The organism is Pseudomonas sp. Y24-6 (assembly GCF_020295325.1).
Taxonomy (GTDB): Bacteria; Pseudomonadota; Gammaproteobacteria; order Pseudomonadales; family Pseudomonadaceae; genus Aquipseudomonas; species Aquipseudomonas gregormendelii.
Window position 1 is genome coordinate 289,888 of the sequence record NZ_JACBXG010000002.1, and the last position, 15,654, is coordinate 305,541.

Annotated in this window: 14 protein-coding genes; 5 read left to right on the forward strand and 9 right to left on the reverse strand. The window is 60.0% G+C overall.

The window, feature by feature from the left end:
* Positions 1–9: 9 nt before the first annotated feature.
* On the reverse strand, positions 10–177 hold the full coding sequence (locus tag HYI44_RS05080) for a rubredoxin (RefSeq protein ID WP_007954349.1): 168 nt from the start codon (positions 175–177) through the stop codon (positions 10–12).
* A 200-nt stretch (positions 178–377) separates the two neighbouring features.
* Between HYI44_RS05080 and HYI44_RS05085 the strand changes: the two genes are divergently transcribed.
* Both HYI44_RS05085 and ubiA read left to right on the forward strand, forming a co-directional pair.
* The gene (locus HYI44_RS05085; protein WP_225568898.1) at positions 378–941 is read left to right on the forward strand and encodes a chorismate--pyruvate lyase family protein; all 564 of its coding nucleotides are present in this window, start codon (positions 378–380) and stop codon (positions 939–941) included.
* Entirely contained in the window at positions 941–1,831 is an 891-nt protein-coding gene (ubiA, locus tag HYI44_RS05090; protein ID WP_122840974.1) for a 4-hydroxybenzoate octaprenyltransferase, read from the forward strand. The genes HYI44_RS05085 and ubiA overlap by 1 nt, the downstream gene beginning before the upstream one ends.
* Before the next feature lie 126 nt (positions 1,832–1,957).
* Here the strand turns inward: ubiA and HYI44_RS05095 are convergent, their stop codons facing one another.
* Positions 1,958–2,344, reverse strand: coding sequence for a hypothetical protein (locus tag HYI44_RS05095; RefSeq protein ID WP_045057812.1), 387 nt, complete (start codon positions 2,342–2,344; stop codon positions 1,958–1,960).
* Between the two features lie 152 nt (positions 2,345–2,496).
* Here HYI44_RS05095 and phoB point away from each other — a divergent pair, with 152 nt between their 5' ends.
* The 3 genes from phoB to HYI44_RS05110 all read left to right on the forward strand — a co-directional run bounded on the left by phoB (position 2,497) and on the right by HYI44_RS05110 (position 6,074).
* Entirely contained in the window at positions 2,497–3,186 is a 690-nt protein-coding gene (phoB, locus tag HYI44_RS05100; protein WP_008150066.1) for a phosphate regulon transcriptional regulator PhoB, read from the forward strand.
* A 101-nt stretch (positions 3,187–3,287) separates the two neighbouring features.
* Positions 3,288–4,610 (forward strand): phosphate regulon sensor histidine kinase PhoR, encoded by a 1,323-nt coding sequence (gene phoR / locus HYI44_RS05105; RefSeq protein WP_122840973.1) that lies wholly within the window; start codon positions 3,288–3,290, stop codon positions 4,608–4,610.
* Between the two features lie 123 nt (positions 4,611–4,733).
* Positions 4,734–6,074: a hemolysin family protein gene (locus HYI44_RS05110; RefSeq protein WP_045057810.1), complete on the forward strand. Its 1,341-nt coding sequence runs from the start codon at positions 4,734–4,736 to the stop codon at positions 6,072–6,074.
* A gap of 102 nt (positions 6,075–6,176) precedes the next feature.
* Here the strand turns inward: HYI44_RS05110 and HYI44_RS05115 are convergent, their stop codons facing one another.
* The 7 genes from HYI44_RS05115 to HYI44_RS05145 all read right to left on the reverse strand — a co-directional run bounded on the left by HYI44_RS05115 (position 6,177) and on the right by HYI44_RS05145 (position 15,433).
* The gene (locus HYI44_RS05115; protein WP_225568899.1) at positions 6,177–7,073 is read right to left on the reverse strand and encodes a peptidoglycan DD-metalloendopeptidase family protein; all 897 of its coding nucleotides are present in this window, start codon (positions 7,071–7,073) and stop codon (positions 6,177–6,179) included.
* A gap of 246 nt (positions 7,074–7,319) precedes the next feature.
* Positions 7,320–8,219, reverse strand: coding sequence for a response regulator (locus HYI44_RS05120; protein ID WP_122840971.1), 900 nt, complete (start codon positions 8,217–8,219; stop codon positions 7,320–7,322).
* A 166-nt stretch (positions 8,220–8,385) separates the two neighbouring features.
* Positions 8,386–9,147 (reverse strand): phosphate signaling complex protein PhoU, encoded by a 762-nt coding sequence (gene phoU / locus HYI44_RS05125; protein WP_122840970.1) that lies wholly within the window; start codon positions 9,145–9,147, stop codon positions 8,386–8,388.
* A gap of 70 nt (positions 9,148–9,217) precedes the next feature.
* The gene (gene pstB / locus HYI44_RS05130) at positions 9,218–10,051 is read right to left on the reverse strand and encodes a phosphate ABC transporter ATP-binding protein PstB (protein ID WP_045057806.1); all 834 of its coding nucleotides are present in this window, start codon (positions 10,049–10,051) and stop codon (positions 9,218–9,220) included.
* Between the two features lie 182 nt (positions 10,052–10,233).
* Positions 10,234–11,904, reverse strand: a complete 1,671-nt coding sequence (pstA, locus tag HYI44_RS05135; protein ID WP_122840969.1) for a phosphate ABC transporter permease PstA — start codon at positions 11,902–11,904, stop codon at positions 10,234–10,236.
* A gap of 15 nt (positions 11,905–11,919) precedes the next feature.
* Entirely contained in the window at positions 11,920–14,202 is a 2,283-nt protein-coding gene (locus HYI44_RS05140; RefSeq protein ID WP_122840968.1) for an ABC transporter permease subunit, read from the reverse strand.
* 229 nt (positions 14,203–14,431) lie between these two features.
* A complete protein-coding gene (locus HYI44_RS05145; RefSeq protein ID WP_122840967.1) occupies positions 14,432–15,433 on the reverse strand; it encodes a phosphate ABC transporter substrate-binding protein PstS in 1,002 nt (333 codons plus the stop codon).
* Positions 15,434–15,654: the final 221 nt, after the last annotated feature.

Genomic DNA, 15,654 nt, shown 5'->3' on the forward strand with positions numbered 1-15,654 from the left:
CCTAATGTCTTAGTTGATTTCGATCATTTCGAAATCCATCTTGCCCACGCCGCAGTCGGGGCACAGCCAGTCTTCCGGCACGTCCTGCCACAGGGTGCCCGGCGCAATGCCGTCGTCCGGCCAGCCGTCGGCTTCGTTATAGATCAGGCCGCAGACCACACATTGCCACTTTTTCATTCAGGTATTTCCTCAGAGTTCAGGCTTTTGCCGGCACGAACGGTCGATGGTTGCAGCACTGCCGTCCGGCTCAGGGCGTTTTGTACTGATCGAGCCCGGCAGATGCAAGCCTGTTCGACGCAGCGCCATGCCCGATCAATCAAAATCGCCGACCGACATGGTAAGCTCGCCGCCTCATTTGCTGCCAATAATGACTCACCGTGCCGCACTCAAATACCCCCCGAACGGCCCCGCTCTGGCTACCTCAAGGCCAGCTCGCTCCCCTCCCCGACGCTTTTTCCCTCGACTGGCTGTTCGACGAAGGCTCGTTGACCCGGCGCCTGACCCGTTTGTCGAATGACGCTTTCAGCGTCACGCCGCTGTTCGAAGGCTGGCAAGCGCTGCGCGCCGATGAATGCGCCGCATTGGACCTGGCCGAAGGCAGCGAAGGCTGGGTGCGCGAGGTGTACCTGCGCGGCCACGGCGAGGCCTGGGTATTTGCCCGCAGCGTGGCGTCGCGCAATGCGCTGCAGGGCGATGGCTTGCACATGGACGAACTGGGCAGCCGTTCCCTGGGTGAGCTGCTGTTTTGCGACCAGGCGTTTGAGCGCCGTGCCATCGAGGTTTGTCACTATCCTGAGCAATGGCTACCTGAAGAGTGCCGGGCACCACAACTGTGGGGGCGCCGCTCGCGCTTCGACCGGGGCGCCCTGAGTGTGCTGGTGGCCGAAATCTTTCTGCCAACCCTGTGGACCGCCGCCCGCTCTCATCCGGAGAACTGCTGATGTACCAGAGCCTGCTCAAGTCCCTGAACCGCCTGAACCCCAGGGCCTGGGATTTCATTCAGCTGACCCGAATGGACAAGCCCATCGGCATCTACCTGCTGCTGTGGCCGACGCTGTGGGCGCTATGGATTGCCGGCAAGGGCTCACCGTCGCTGGCCAACATCGCGATTTTTGTCCTCGGGGTAGTGCTGACGCGCGCGGGTGGTTGCGTGATCAACGACTGGGCGGACCGCAAGGTCGATGGCCACGTCAAACGCACCGCACAACGCCCTCTGGCTGCCGGCAGAATCAGCTCGAAAGAGGCGCTGGTGTTCTTTGCGCTGCTGATGGGTTTGAGTTTTCTGCTGGTGCTGTGCACCAACGCGCCGACGATCTGGCTATCGTTGGGTGGCCTGGCGCTGGCTTTCACCTACCCGTTCATGAAGCGTTACACCTACTACCCGCAAGTGGTGCTGGGCGCGGCATTTTCCTGGGGGATGCCGATGGCGTTCACCGCCGAGACCGGTGAGTTGCCAGCTGCGGCCTGGCTACTGTGGATCGCCAATCTGCTGTGGACCGTGGGATACGACACCTACTACGCCATGACTGATCGTGATGACGACCTGAAGATCGGCGTGAAATCCACTGCCATCCTGTTCGGCGAGGCGGACCGGGTGATCATCCTGACGCTGCAGGGCCTGGCGCTGGGCTGCCTGCTTCTGGCCGGGTCGAAATTCGAGCTGGGCGGCTGGTTCCACTTGGGATTGCTGGCGGCGGCGGGCTGTTTTGCCTGGGAGTTCTGGTACACCCGCAGCAAGGACCGCATGCGTTGCTTCAAGGCGTTCCTGCACAACCATTGGGCCGGGTTGGCGATTTTTATCGGCATCGTCCTGGATTACGCGTTGCGCTGACGAACACACGCCCCTTGCAGGAGCGAGCTTGCTCGCGATGAACCCGAGATCGACGCGTGAACCCGCGAAAACACCGGGTCATCGTTCAAGTTTTTCGCGAGCAAACTCGCTCTTACGGAAGATGGCCTACATCTTCGGCCCTTGAAGGACGTGCCACTTGTCCATTTTCTTGTCGCCAGTCATGTCGCCTGGCTTCTTGTCTTGAACGAAGTAGTACAGCGGTTTGCCGTCAAAGGCCCACTGCATCGTGCCGTCATCACGGCTGATAACGGTCCATTTTCCTTCGGGCTTATCGGATTCGGTCGCTTTGAGCGGCGGCCAGTTTTCTGCGCACTTACCGGTACAGGCCGATTTGCCACCCGTGTCGTTATCGAAGGTGTACAACGTCATACCCTTATGGTCGACCAACATGCCGTCCTTGACCATGCCCGGGTCTGCCGCGAAGGCCATTGTCGGCAGCGATAGCGCTGCGCTAACCAATAGTGCCTTCCAGGATTGCGCGATGTGCTTCATGGAAACCTTCCTTTTGTGGTTGTCAGGATTCGGACTTAGAGCTTAGTCCAGGATCCCTGCGATCGCCGGGCGACTAAAATACTGTCACACGACTGCAATAATTCCGTTATCTAATGCGGCGCAAGACAGTTAAATGACAAGAGGATATACGCATGGTTGGCAGGAGCATTCTGATCGTCGACGACGAAGCGCCCATTCGCGAAATGATCGCCGTTGCGTTGGAAATGGCCGGCTATGACTGCCTGGAGGCTGAGAACTCCCAGCAGGCCCACGCCATCATCGTCGACCGCAAGCCGGACTTGATCCTGCTCGACTGGATGCTGCCGGGTACATCCGGCATTGAATTGGCCCGCCGCCTCAAGCGCGACGAGCTGACCGGGGACATACCGATCATCATGCTCACCGCCAAGGGCGAAGAGGACAACAAGATCCAGGGGCTGGAGGTCGGGGCCGACGACTACATCACCAAACCGTTCTCCCCACGCGAGCTGGTAGCGCGGCTCAAAGCCGTGCTGCGCCGCGCCGGCCCGACCGATGGCGAGACGCCGATCGAAGTCGGTGGCCTGCTGCTGGACCCCATCAGCCACCGCGTGACCATCGACGGCAAGCCCGCCGAGATGGGCCCCACCGAGTACCGTCTGCTGCAGTTCTTCATGACCCACCAGGAACGCGCCTACACCCGCGGCCAGTTGCTGGATCAGGTCTGGGGCGGCAACGTTTATGTCGAGGAACGCACCGTCGACGTGCACATCCGTCGCCTGCGCAAAGCCCTCGGCGATGCCTACGAAAATCTGGTACAAACCGTGCGTGGCACCGGATACCGGTTTTCCACGAAGGCATAAAAGCAGCGGCAGGCATTAAGCTACAAGCGGCCAGCAGAAGCACAGCCGATCCCCTACTTGAAGCTTGCAGCTTGAAACTTGAGCTGCGCTAAGGACGCTCCGTGAATCAAAACTGGCATGGCACCCTGATTCGCCACATGCTTTTGCTGGTCACCGCCTGCCTGGTGATCGGCCTGATTACCGGCTACTACGGCTGGAGCCTGGCTGCAGGCCTGGCCCTGTACCTGGCCTGGACCCTCAAGCAGTTGCTGCGCCTGCACGAGTGGCTGCGCCTGCACAAACCCGATGAAGCACCACCCGACGGCTACGGCCTGTGGGGCGAAGTGTTCGACAGCATCTACCACCTGCAACGCCGCGACCAGCGCGTGCGGGGGCGCCTGCAAGCGGTGATAGACCGGGTTCAGGAATCCACGGCGGCCCTCAAGGACGCGGTGATCATGCTCGACACCGACGGCAACCTGGAATGGTGGAACCGCGCCGCCGAAACCCTGCTGGGCCTCAAGACCCCGCAAGACAGCGGCCAGCCCGTCACCAACCTGGTGCGCCATCCGCGCTTCAAGGAGTATTTCGAGCAGGACAGTTACTCCGAGCCGCTGGAAATCCCGTCGCCCACCAATGATCGGGTACGCATCCAGCTGTACATCACCCGCTACGGCAATAACGAGCACCTGATGCTGGTGCGCGACGTCACACGCATTCATCAGCTGGAGCAGATGCGCAAAGACTTCATCGCCAACGTCTCCCACGAACTGCGCACACCGCTGACAGTGATCTGCGGTTACCTGGAGACGCTGCTGGATAACGTCGAAGACGTAAACCCGCGCTGGTCCCGTGCCTTGCAGCAGATGCAACAGCAAGGGGGGCGCATGCAGACGCTGCTCAATGACCTGCTGTTATTGGCCAAACTGGAAGCCACCGATTACCCGTCGGACAATGCACCGGTGCCTATCGACACTTTGCTGCAATCGATCAAAAGTGACGCACAGCAGTTGTCCGGCCAGAAAAACCAGCACATCACCCTCGAAGCGGACCCGCAGATCCTGCTCAAGGGCAGCGAGGCGGAATTGCGCAGTGCGTTTTCGAACCTGGTGTTCAACGCCGTCAAATACACCCCGGCCGAAGGCAATATCCGCATTCGCTGGTGGGGCGACGAACAGGGCGCGCACTTGAGCGTCCAGGATTCGGGCATCGGTATCGACAGCAAGCACCTGCCGCGCCTGACCGAGCGCTTTTACCGGGTCGATTCCAGCCGCAACTCCAATACAGGCGGCACCGGCCTGGGGCTCGCGATCGTCAAACACGTGCTGTTGCGCCACCGTGCACGCATGGAAATCAGTAGCGTACCCGGGCACGGCAGCACGTTTACCTGTCATTTCGCCCCGGCTCAGGTCAGCAAATCCCTGACCATCAACGCCGCCGACTGATACCGGCCAGCACGCGCCACTAGGCAATCGCCCAGTCAGCCGCTACATTGGCTGACTTGTGCCTGCCTTTCAGGTGCACAGCTGTCCCCCCTTTCGAATACACGGAACCCGCAAAACTCCATCATGGACCCATCCCCTGGCTTGACCCTCGCGACACTCTTCGCCGATTTCGGCATGATTCTTTTTGCTCTGATCCTGGTTTTGCTCAACGGTTTTTTCGTTGCAGCGGAATTCGCCATGGTCAAATTGCGCTCGACCCGGGTCGAAGCCATTGCAGAAAAGAACGGCTGGCGCGGACATATCCTGCGCACCGTTCACAGTCAGCTCGACGCGTACCTGTCGGCCTGCCAACTGGGTATCACCCTGGCATCCCTCGGCCTCGGCTGGGTCGGTGAGCCGGCGTTCGCGCATATCCTCGAACCGGTCCTGAGTGCCGTAGGCGTCGAGTCCGCCGAAGTGGTCAAGGGCGTGTCGTTCTTCACCGCGTTCTTCATCATTTCCTACCTGCACATTGTGGTCGGCGAGCTGGCTCCAAAATCCTGGGCCATCCGCAAACCCGAGCTGCTGTCGTTGTGGACTGCGGTGCCGCTGTACCTGTTCTACTGGGCCATGTACCCGGCCATCTACCTGCTGAACGCCAGCGCCAACGCCATACTGCGCATCGCTGGCCAGGGTGAACCCGGCCCTCATCACGACCACCATTACAGCCGCGAAGAACTGAAGCTGATCCTGCACTCCAGCCGCGGTCAGGACCCGAGCGACCAGGGCATGCGCGTGCTGGCTTCGGCGGTGGAAATGGGCGAGCTGGAAGTGGTTGACTGGGCCAATTCCCGGGAAGACCTGGTGACGCTGGAGTTCAATGCGCCGCTCAAGGAAATCCTGGCGATGTTCCGTCGCCACAAGTTCAGCCGTTATCCGGTGTACGACAGTGATACACAGGAGTTCGTCGGACTGCTGCACATCAAGGACCTGCTGCTGGAACTGGCGGCACTGGACCATATTCCCGAGTCGTTCAACCTTGCTGAGCTGACCCGTCCGCTGGAACGCGTATCGCGCCATATGCCGCTGTCGCAGCTGCTGGAGCAGTTCCGCAAGGGTGGCTCGCACTTCGCACTGGTTGAGGAGGCCGACGGCAACATCATTGGTTACCTGACCATGGAAGACGTGCTGGAAGTGCTGGTGGGCGACATTCAGGACGAACACCGCAAGGCCGAACGCGGAATCCTCGCGTATCAACCGGGCAAGCTGCTGGTACGCGGCGATACACCGCTGTTCAAGGTGGAACGACTGCTGGGCATCGACCTGGACCACGTTGAGGCCGAAACCCTTGCCGGGCTGGTGTATGACAGCCTGAAGCGGGTGCCGGAAGAGGAGGAGGTCCTGGAAGTCGAAGGCCTGCGGATCATCATCAAGAAGATGAAAGGGCCGAAGATTGTGTTGGCCAAGGTGTTGATGCTCGATTAATTTGCATTGACCCCAAAAGATCGCAGCCTCCGGCAGCGCCTGCAGGAGATCGCAATTTCCTGCAGGAGCTGCCGCAGCCTGCGATCTTTTGCTTTCAGAGCCTCACTGTTTACCCAACGCAAAGTTGGGTAATGCACCTACCGGCTGATTGAACCGGTACGGTATCGACACCAGCCCCATCCCGGTATTGCGCTGTACCACAAAGTGCAGATGCGGCCCGCTGCTGTTGCCGGTATTGCCCGACAGCGCCAACGCAGTGCCCACACCAACCCGCTGACCTTCCCGGACGCTGACCGAACCTTGCATCAGGTGCAGGTACACGCCCATGGTCCCGTCGTCGTGCAGCACCCGTACGAAGTTGCCTGATGGGTCGGTCCCCCGGCCGGTCTGGTTATTCTCGGTCTTCACCACCATCCCGCCTCGCGCCGCAATGATCGGCGTGCCTTCAGGCATGGCAATGTCCATGGCGTAGCGATTTTTCGCGCCGAAGTGACTGTATTGGCCGTTGGCACCCTGGCTCAGCCGAAATGGCCCACCGCGCCAGGGCAATGGGTAGCGATAAGCCATGGCAGCCCCTGCAGGGTCGCCCAGGGAATATTTGAACGCCGGGGTATACACCAGCGGCTTTCCTGCCCGCGTGGCCGTGAGCAACGCCAGGCGCAGGTTGCTGCGTGCCGGCAGCACCCGGCGGATCGGGCGGCTCGGCGCACCGCTGACGTTCTTCAGACCGGCAAAACTCAATTCGATTTCGACCGGCGCGTACAAGTCATTGCGCACAAATACGCTATCAGCGCCCCGCTGTTTCTTGATGTCGAGGTACACCTGGCCTTCAAGGCGCTCGACCATGCGATCGCGGAAAACGAATACCTTGGCGCCTTTCGAGGGGCGGTCGCTGTAGGAGACCACGCCGTTGGCGTCCTTGGACTTGTAGATAGTCATGGCCAAAACCGAGGTGGAGGCCAGGAAAAGACCACAGAAAAACAGCAAGCGCGCGAGCATGGGCAGAGGTTCTGTCGAGGAGAGGCCTGGGAGGGAGCCTAGCAGCTGCAATGGACCTGGGTAGGCGGCAGATGTTTCAAAATCGGCAGATCAATGGATGGGCGGTGAACAGGATGACGCCATCGCGAGCAGGCTCGCGCCCACAGAGGATTTTCTGTGGGGCTGTTTTTCACAGGAGTCTCTGTTGCAGCGCAGTGCCCTGTGGAGCGAGCCTGCTCGCGATGGCAGCTTCAGGCCACCAAGGATTTAAGCACCGGGCACAAAGTGCTTCTGTACCGTACCACGTGCTATCAATCGCGATATGTAATCGAGCTTCTGAGCGTCCTGGTCCACAAACCGGAAGGTTAGCTGCAACCACTCGCTGTCAGGCCTGGGTTCGTAGGCGACGATGGCATGCAGGTAGCCGTTGAGTCGCGCGATCTCGGCATTGTCGCCCTGCTCCAGGTCTAGCACGGCACTGTCGAGCACCTGCGGCAACGTGTCAGTACGCTTCACCACCAACAAGGCCTCCTTGAGGCTCAAGGCCTTGATCACGCACTGCTGGTTACCACTGGGCAGGCGCAACTGCCCATGGCCGCGGCCTGCCGAAGCAGACGGTGCAGCAGCGGCCTTGGGGGGCGGGTTGCTGAGCAGGCCACGTGTCGGCGTCGGCATCGCAGGCGCGGCAACCACGGTCGCCTGGCCACCGGTCAAGGCGTTGAGGGAATCGTTGCCGAAGGCGGAGCTCATCTTCACCGGCGCGCTGCTCATCAACGCGTCGAGCTTGCCGACCTTGTTCAGGGCCTGCTTGACCTTGGTCAGTAACTGCTCGTTGTTGAAGGGCTTGCTGACGTAGCCGGAAACGCCTGCCTGGATCGCCTGGACAACGTTCTCCTTGTCGCCACGGCTGGTCACCATCACGAACGGCATGGTCTTGAGACGGTCCTGCTCGCGGCACCAGGTCAACAGTTCCAGGCCGGACATTTCCGGCATCTCCCAGTCACACAGGACCAGGTCGAACGTTTCCCTGGCCAGCAAGACCTGGGCCTTCCTGCCGTTGACGGCGTCCTCGATCCGAATGCCCGGAAAGTAGTTGCGCAGGCATTTTTTCACCAGGTCACGAATGAATGACGCATCGTCCACGACCAAAACACTGACCTTACTCATCCATCACCCCTTCCAAAACCCCGGCAAGCATAGCGCTTTGCTGATGGCACACTGCCATAAACCCTCAGTCACGCCGGGACTTTTCGTTCGCGGGGTGCTGCTTCGAATTCGTACGCCACAAACAAAAACGCCCGACCAAAAGGCCGGGCGTTTCTCTTGGGCAAACTTACTTATCGTCAGCTGCACCCGGAACATTAGCGGTTTCGCCGCTTGTGCCTTCAACTTCTTCCTTCATGCGCTTCAAACCCAGGTGACGCACATCGGTGCCGCGCACCAGATAGATCACCAGCTCGGAGATGTTGCGCGCGTGATCGCCGATTCGCTCCAGCGAACGCAGCACCCAGATGATGCTCAAGACCCGCGAGATAGAGCGCGGGTCTTCCATCATGTAGGTCGCCAGTTCACGCAGGGCGGTCTTGTATTCGCGATCAATGATCTTGTCGTACTGGGCTACCGACAACGCCAGGTCGGCATCGAAGCGGGCAAAAGCGTCCAGTGCGTCACGGACCATATTGCGCACCTGGTCGCCGATGTGACGCACTTCGACATAACCGCGCGGCGCTTCACCTTCTTCGCACAACTGAATGGCCCGGCGGGCGATCTTGGTCGCCTCGTCACCGATGCGCTCCAGGTCGATCACCGACTTGGAAATGCTGATGATCAGACGCAGGTCGGACGCAGCAGGTTGACGACGGGCCAGTATGCGCAGGCATTCTTCGTCGATGTTGCGTTCCATCTGGTTGATCTGGTCATCGATTTCGCGAACCTGTTGAGCCAGGCCGGAATCGGCTTCGATCAGCGCGGTGACCGCGTCATTGACCTGCTTCTCCACCAGTCCGCCCATGGCCAGGAGGTGGCTGCGCACTTCCTCGAGCTCGGCGTTGAACTGCGCGGAGATGTGATGGGTAAGGCCTTCTTTACTAATCATGTTGGCGTCCTTGGAGCGTCCGGTAAGGTGCGGTGGACCGCAGCGTCAGTTCAGTGAACAACCACAATGGCTAGCCATAACGACCGGTAATGTAGTCTTCGGTCTGCTTCTTCGCCGGATTGGTGAACAGGGTATCGGTGTCGCCGAATTCAACCAGCTTGCCCATGTACATGAACGCTGTGTAGTCGGAGACCCGCGCGGCCTGTTGCATGTTGTGGGTCACGATGACGATGGTGAACTTCGATTTCAGCTCGTAGATCAGCTCTTCAACCTTCAGCGTGGAGATCGGGTCCAGAGCCGAACAGGGTTCGTCGAGCAGCAGCACTTCCGGCTCCACGGCGATGGTACGGGCAATCACCAGACGCTGCTGCTGACCACCGGAAAGGCCCAGTGCGGATTCGTGCAGGCGATCTTTTACCTCGTCCCACAAAGCCGCGCCCTTGAGCGCCCACTCCACGGCTTCATCAAGTACACGCTTCTTGTTGATGCCCTGGATGCGCAAGCCGTAGACCACGTTTTCGTAGATGGTCTTGGGGAACGGGTTCGGCTTCTGGAACACCATGCCGACGCGTCGACGCAGCTCTGCAACGTCTTCGCCTTTACGGTAGATGTTGTTGCCGTACAGGTTGATGGCGCCTTCCACACGGCAACCGTCGACCAGATCGTTCATGCGATTGAAAGTACGCAGCAGCGTGGATTTGCCGCAGCCAGACGGGCCGATAAAGGCTGTGACGCGCTGTTTCGGGATGTTCATGCTGACGTCGAACAACGCCTGCTTGTCACCGTAGAACAGGCTCAGGCCCGGCACTTCGATAGCCACGGTTTCCTGCTCGAGGTTCAGGCTCTGTTTGTCGCGACCCAGGGCCGACATGTTGATGCCGTGGGTATGTGTTTCGTGTTGCATGGGAGGCTCCCTGTGCTAACAAATTCGGTTCGTTGAGCCACTGGCCTTGCCAATGGGTGACTGAAAATCTGTGGCTTGTGCCGACCCCTGTGGGAGCTGGCTTGCCAGCGATGCAGGCGATGCGGTGTTTCAGTTACACCGCGCTAATGCCATCGCTGAAGCCAGCTCCCACAGGGTTTGTCTTAACTGTCTAACGCTTTGTATTTTTCGCGCAGGTGGTTACGGATATAGACCGCCGACAGGTTCAAGGTCGCAATCACCAGCACCAGCAGCAACGCCGTGGCGTAGACCAGTGGGCGCGCGGCTTCGACGTTCGGGCTCTGGAAGCCGACGTCGTAGATATGGAAGCCCAGGTGCATGATTTTCTGATCGAGGTGAAGGTACGGGTAATTACCGTCCAGCGGCAGCGACGGCGCCAGTTTCACCACACCCACCAGCATCAGCGGCGCCACTTCACCCGCGGCACGGGCAACGGCGAGGATCATGCCGGTCATCATCGCCGGGCTGGCCATCGGCAGTACGATCTTCCACAGGGTTTCCGCCTTGGTCGCGCCGAGGGCCAGCGAGCCTTCGCGCACGGTGCGAGGAATCCGCGCCAGGCCTTCTTCAGTGGCCACAATCACCACCGGCACCGCCAGCAGCGCAAGGGTCAGGGATGCCCAAAGCAACCCCGGAGTACCGAAAGTCGGCGCCGGCAGGGCTTCAGGAAAAAACAACCGGTCAACCGAGCCACCCAGAACATAAACGAAGAAGCCCAGGCCGAATACGCCGTACACGATGGCCGGTACACCTGCCAGGTTGTTCACCGCGATGCGGATCAACCGGGTCATGGTGTTCTGCTTGGCGTATTCACGCAGGTACACCGCAGCCAGTACGCCAAACGGCGTCACGATCATCGCCATGATCAACGTCATCATCACGGTGCCGAAAATCGCCGGGAAGATCCCGCCTTCGGTGTTTGCTTCACGCGGATCGTCGCTCAGGAATTCCCAGACCTTGCTGAAGTAGAAGCCGATCTTGGTCATGGTGCCCATGGCGTTCGGCTGGTAGGCATGAACCACTTTGCCGATGCCGATTTCGATCTCTTTGCCGTTGGCATCGCGGGCCGTCAGGCTGTCGCGATTGAACTGGGCATGCAGGTCGGCCAGGCGCGCTTCGATGGCCTGATAACGGGCATTGAGCTCGGCGCGCTCGGACTCCATGTCCGCTTGCGCGGTAGCGTCCAGCTTGCCGTCCAGTTCCAGTTTGCGGCCATGCAGGCGGATGCGTTCCAGTCCGGCGTTGATCGCGCCAATGTCGGACTTCTCCACGGTCTTGAGCTCGCTTGCCAGCTTGTTCACGCGGTCGACACGGGCCTGCAACTCGGGCCACGCCGCCTCGCCTTCGGCGATGACTTTGCCATCCTGCTTGACGTTGACCAGGTAGCCGTAAAAGTTGCCCCACTCGCGGCGTTCGATCGCCATCAGCTCCGGCGGCGTCTTCTGGTTAGTCAGCCACTCGCCGACGATCCAGGTGAAGTCATTGCCGTTCAAGTCACGGTTGCCGACCTTTATCAGCTCACGGGTCATGAACTCCGGACCCTGCTCGGGCACCGGCAGGCCAGCGCTTTTGAGGCGCTCACGGGGCACTTCTTCTTTCTGCACCACTTCGCCGATGACCAGGTGATTGGCCTGGCCTGGCACGTCGTAGCTGGCGTGGATCAAGTCCGCCGGCCAGAAGTGGCCCAGGCCGCGCACGGCGATCACGGCCAGCAAGCCGATCGTCATGATGACCGCGATGGACACCGCGCCACCGCTGATCCAGACGCCCGGGGCGCCGCTCTTGAACCATCCGTTCAGGGAGTTCTGTTTCACAGACTTCTACCTTTCTTAAAGCGACGAGTATTTCTTGCGCAGACGCTGACGAATCAGTTCCGCGAGGGTGTTCATGACGAAGGTGAACAGCAGCAGCACCAAGGCCGAGAGGAACAGCACGCGGTAGTGGCTGCCGCCAACTTCCGATTCGGGCATTTCCACCGCAACGTTGGCGGCCAATGTGCGCAGGCCTTCGAACAGGTTCATTTCCATGACCGGGGTGTTACCGGTGGCCATCAGCACGATCATCGTTTCACCGACCGCACGCCCCATGCCGATCATCAGCGCCGAGAAAATCCCCGGGCTGGCGGTGAGGATCACCACGCGAGTCATGGTCTGCCAAGGCGTGGCGCCGAGGGCCAGGGAACCGAGGGTCAGGCCGCGAGGCACGCTGAACACGGCATCTTCGGCAATGGAATAGATGTTCGGGATGACCGCGAAACCCATGGCCAGGCCAACCACCAGGGCGTTGCGCTGGTCGTAGGTGATGCCCAGGTCGTGGGAGATCCACATGCGCATGTCGCCGCCGAAGAACCAGTTTTCCATGTACGGGCTCATGTACAACGACAGCCAGCCCACGAACAGGATCACCGGGATCAGAATCGCGCTTTCCCAACCGTCAGGCACTTTCAGGCGCACGGATTCAGGCAGGCGACTGAAGACGAAACCCGCCACCAGAATGCCGATCGGCAGGAGCATCAACAGGCTGAAGATACCCGGCAAGTGTCCTTCCACGTAGGGCGCCAGGAACAGGCCGGCGAAGAAGCCGAGGATTACCGTCGGCATCGCTTCCATCAGCTCGATCACCGGCTTGACCTTGCGGCGCAGGCTCGGCGCCATGAAGTAGGCGGTGTAGATCGCGGCCGCTACGGCTAGTGGCGCGGCCAGCAGCATGGCGTAGAAGGCGGCTTTGAGGGTACCGAACGTTAGCGGGGACAGGCTCAGCTTGGGTTCAAAATCGGTGTTGGCGGCGGTCGATTGCCAGACGTACTTAGGCTCGTCGTAGTTCTCGTACCAGACCTTGCTCCACAGTGCGCTCCAGGAAACTTCCGGGTGCGGGTTATCGAGCAGCAGTGGTTGAATCTTGCCGCCGGCCTCGACGATCACGCGGTTGGCCCGTGGTGACAGGCCAAAAATGCCCTGCCCGTCGACGACCTGATCCACCAGGAGGGTGCGGTGCGCGGTGCTGTGGAACACGCCGAGCTTGCCGGATGCATCCAGGGCGATGAAGCCTTTGCGACGCTCTTCGGCAGTGATCTCAACGATGGGCGTGGTGCCCATCTGGAAGGTGCGAATCTGTTTCAGGCGCTGTTCGCCATCCGGGTCGCGAGCCATGAACCACTGGGCCAGGCCACCCTTGGAATCGCCGAGGATCAGCGAGATACCGCCCACCAGCTGAGTGCTGGCGGTGATCTGCGCCTCGCCATCTTCAAGCAGCTTGTAACGACCGTTGAGGCTCTTGTCGCGCAGGCTGAACACGTCGGCCTGGGCACGCCCGTTGATTACGTACAACCACTGCTGGCGCGGGTCGACGAAGATGTTTTTCACCGTCTCGGTCATCTGCGGCAGATCGATACGCTTCTGCTCGCTGGTGACTTCGCCGGTCATCATGTTTTCTTCGCTGGTGAGCGACAACACGTTGAGCTGCGCACCCGTGGAGCCCACCAGCAACAGGGTCGAATCTGTGGCGTTGAGGCTGATATGTTCCAGCGCCCCGCCCGCTTCGTTCAACGCGATCGGGGTCTCGCCATACGGGTATTCAATGGCTGGCGAGATGGTCTTATTGCCGTCGGGATAGCTAACTTTGTAAGTGTGGCGGAACACCAAAGCCTGGCCGTTGGAAAAGCCGACCGCAACCAATGGGGAACCCGGCTGGTCTTCACCGATAGAAGTGACCTGGCTACCAGCCGGGACCGGCAGGTCGACACGACGCAGCTCTGCGCCGCTGTCGATGTCGAAAAACAACGCCTGGCCCTTGTCGGACACCCGCATGGCCACCTTGTTCTGTTCTTCCAGGGAGATCATCAGCGGCTTGCCGGCGTCCTGCATCCAGGCGGGCGTGATCGAGTCCTTGGCCGTCAGGTCGGCGCCTTGGAACAGCGGCGCGACAACGTAGCCCAGGAAGAAGAAAATCAGCGTGATCGCCCCAAGCACGGCAAGGCCGCCAATGAGGACGTACCAACGCGTCAGGCGGTCTTTGAGCGCGCGCATACGGCGCTTGCGTTGCAACTCAGGCGTATTGAAATCAATTCGCTTGGGGGGATTTGTAGTCATTGTGGAATTGGCCAGATCATTCATTCGCACACCCTAGCGATCCTGTATGACAGAAAGATGACAGTGCAGTGACGCGACAAATCCGCCGCCTGTGGAAACTGGCAGCGGAGCGGAAATTGGGGGGTGTAGGAGCTGTCGAGGGAACCGAGGCTGCGATCTTTTGATCTTGCAGTTCGAAGCCAGATCAAAAGATCGCAGCCTCGTTTCACTCGACAGCTCCTACAGAGCCCGGGGTTACCCCGGACTCAGGGTTTTACTTTTTTGCGACTTCAGCGCCGCCTTCCTGCAGACCCAGGTCAGCCAATGCCTTAGCGGCAACTTTGGCTGGCAGTGGGATGTAGCCGTCTTTCACTACGACTTCCTGGCCTTGCTTGGACAGGACCAGCTTCACAAACTCGGCTTCCAGCGGGGCCAGAGGCTTGTTCGGCGCTTTGTTGACGTAAACGTAGAGGAAGCGCGACAGCGGGTATTTGCCGTTCAGGGCGTTTTCTTCGGTGTCTTCGATGAAGTCGGTGCTGCCTTTCTTGGCCAGTGCCACGGTCTTCACGCTGGCAGTCTTGTAACCGATGCCCGAGTAACCGATGCCGTTCAGCGAGGAGCTGATGGACTGCACGACCGAAGCCGAACCAGGTTGTTCGTTGACGTTAGGCTTGAAGTCGCCTTTGCACAGGGCTTCTTCCTTGAAGTAGCCGTAGGTGCCCGATACCGAGTTACGACCGAACAACTGCACCGGCTTGTTCGCCAGGTCGCCGGTCACACCCAGGTCGCCCCAAGTTTTAACGTCGGCTTTACCACCGCACAGACGAGTCGACGAGAATACCGCGTCGACTTGTTCCATGGTCATGTGCTGGATCGGGTTGTCCTTGTGCACGAACACAGCCAAGGCGTCCACGGCAACCGGGATGGCGGTTGGCTTGTAGCCGTACTTGGTTTCAAAGGCCTGCAGCTCGTTGTCCTTCATCTTGCGGCTCATCGGGCCCAGGTTGGCGGTGCCTTCAGTCAGCGCAGGTGGCGCGGTGGAGGAACCAGCGGCCTGAATCTGGATGTTTACGTTCGGGTATTCTTTTTTGTAGTTCTCGGCCCACAAGGTCATGAGGTTGGCCAGGGTATCGGAGCCGACGCTGGACAGGTTGCCCGACACACCAGTGGTCTTGGTGTAGCTCGGGATAGCAGGGTCAACAGCGGCAACCGCGTTGGCAGTCGCAACGCCAGCAGCGACAAAAGTCATTGCCGCCATCAAACGCTTCAGTTTCATGCCTTACTCCTAGCAGATAGGGTGTGTTAAGTCGGAGCCAAGTATTAGCAGGCCGTGTGAACACTCTATGGCTGAAATATGACAATTGGATGAAAGGCCATCATCCGATGCCGGAAGGGAGACCCGCGTTGCCCGCATCGCGAGCAGGCTCACCCCCACAGCGGTTCTGAAGTGATTACAGAGTCAGTGTGGGAGCGAGCCTGCTCGCGTTGGGCTCGGCA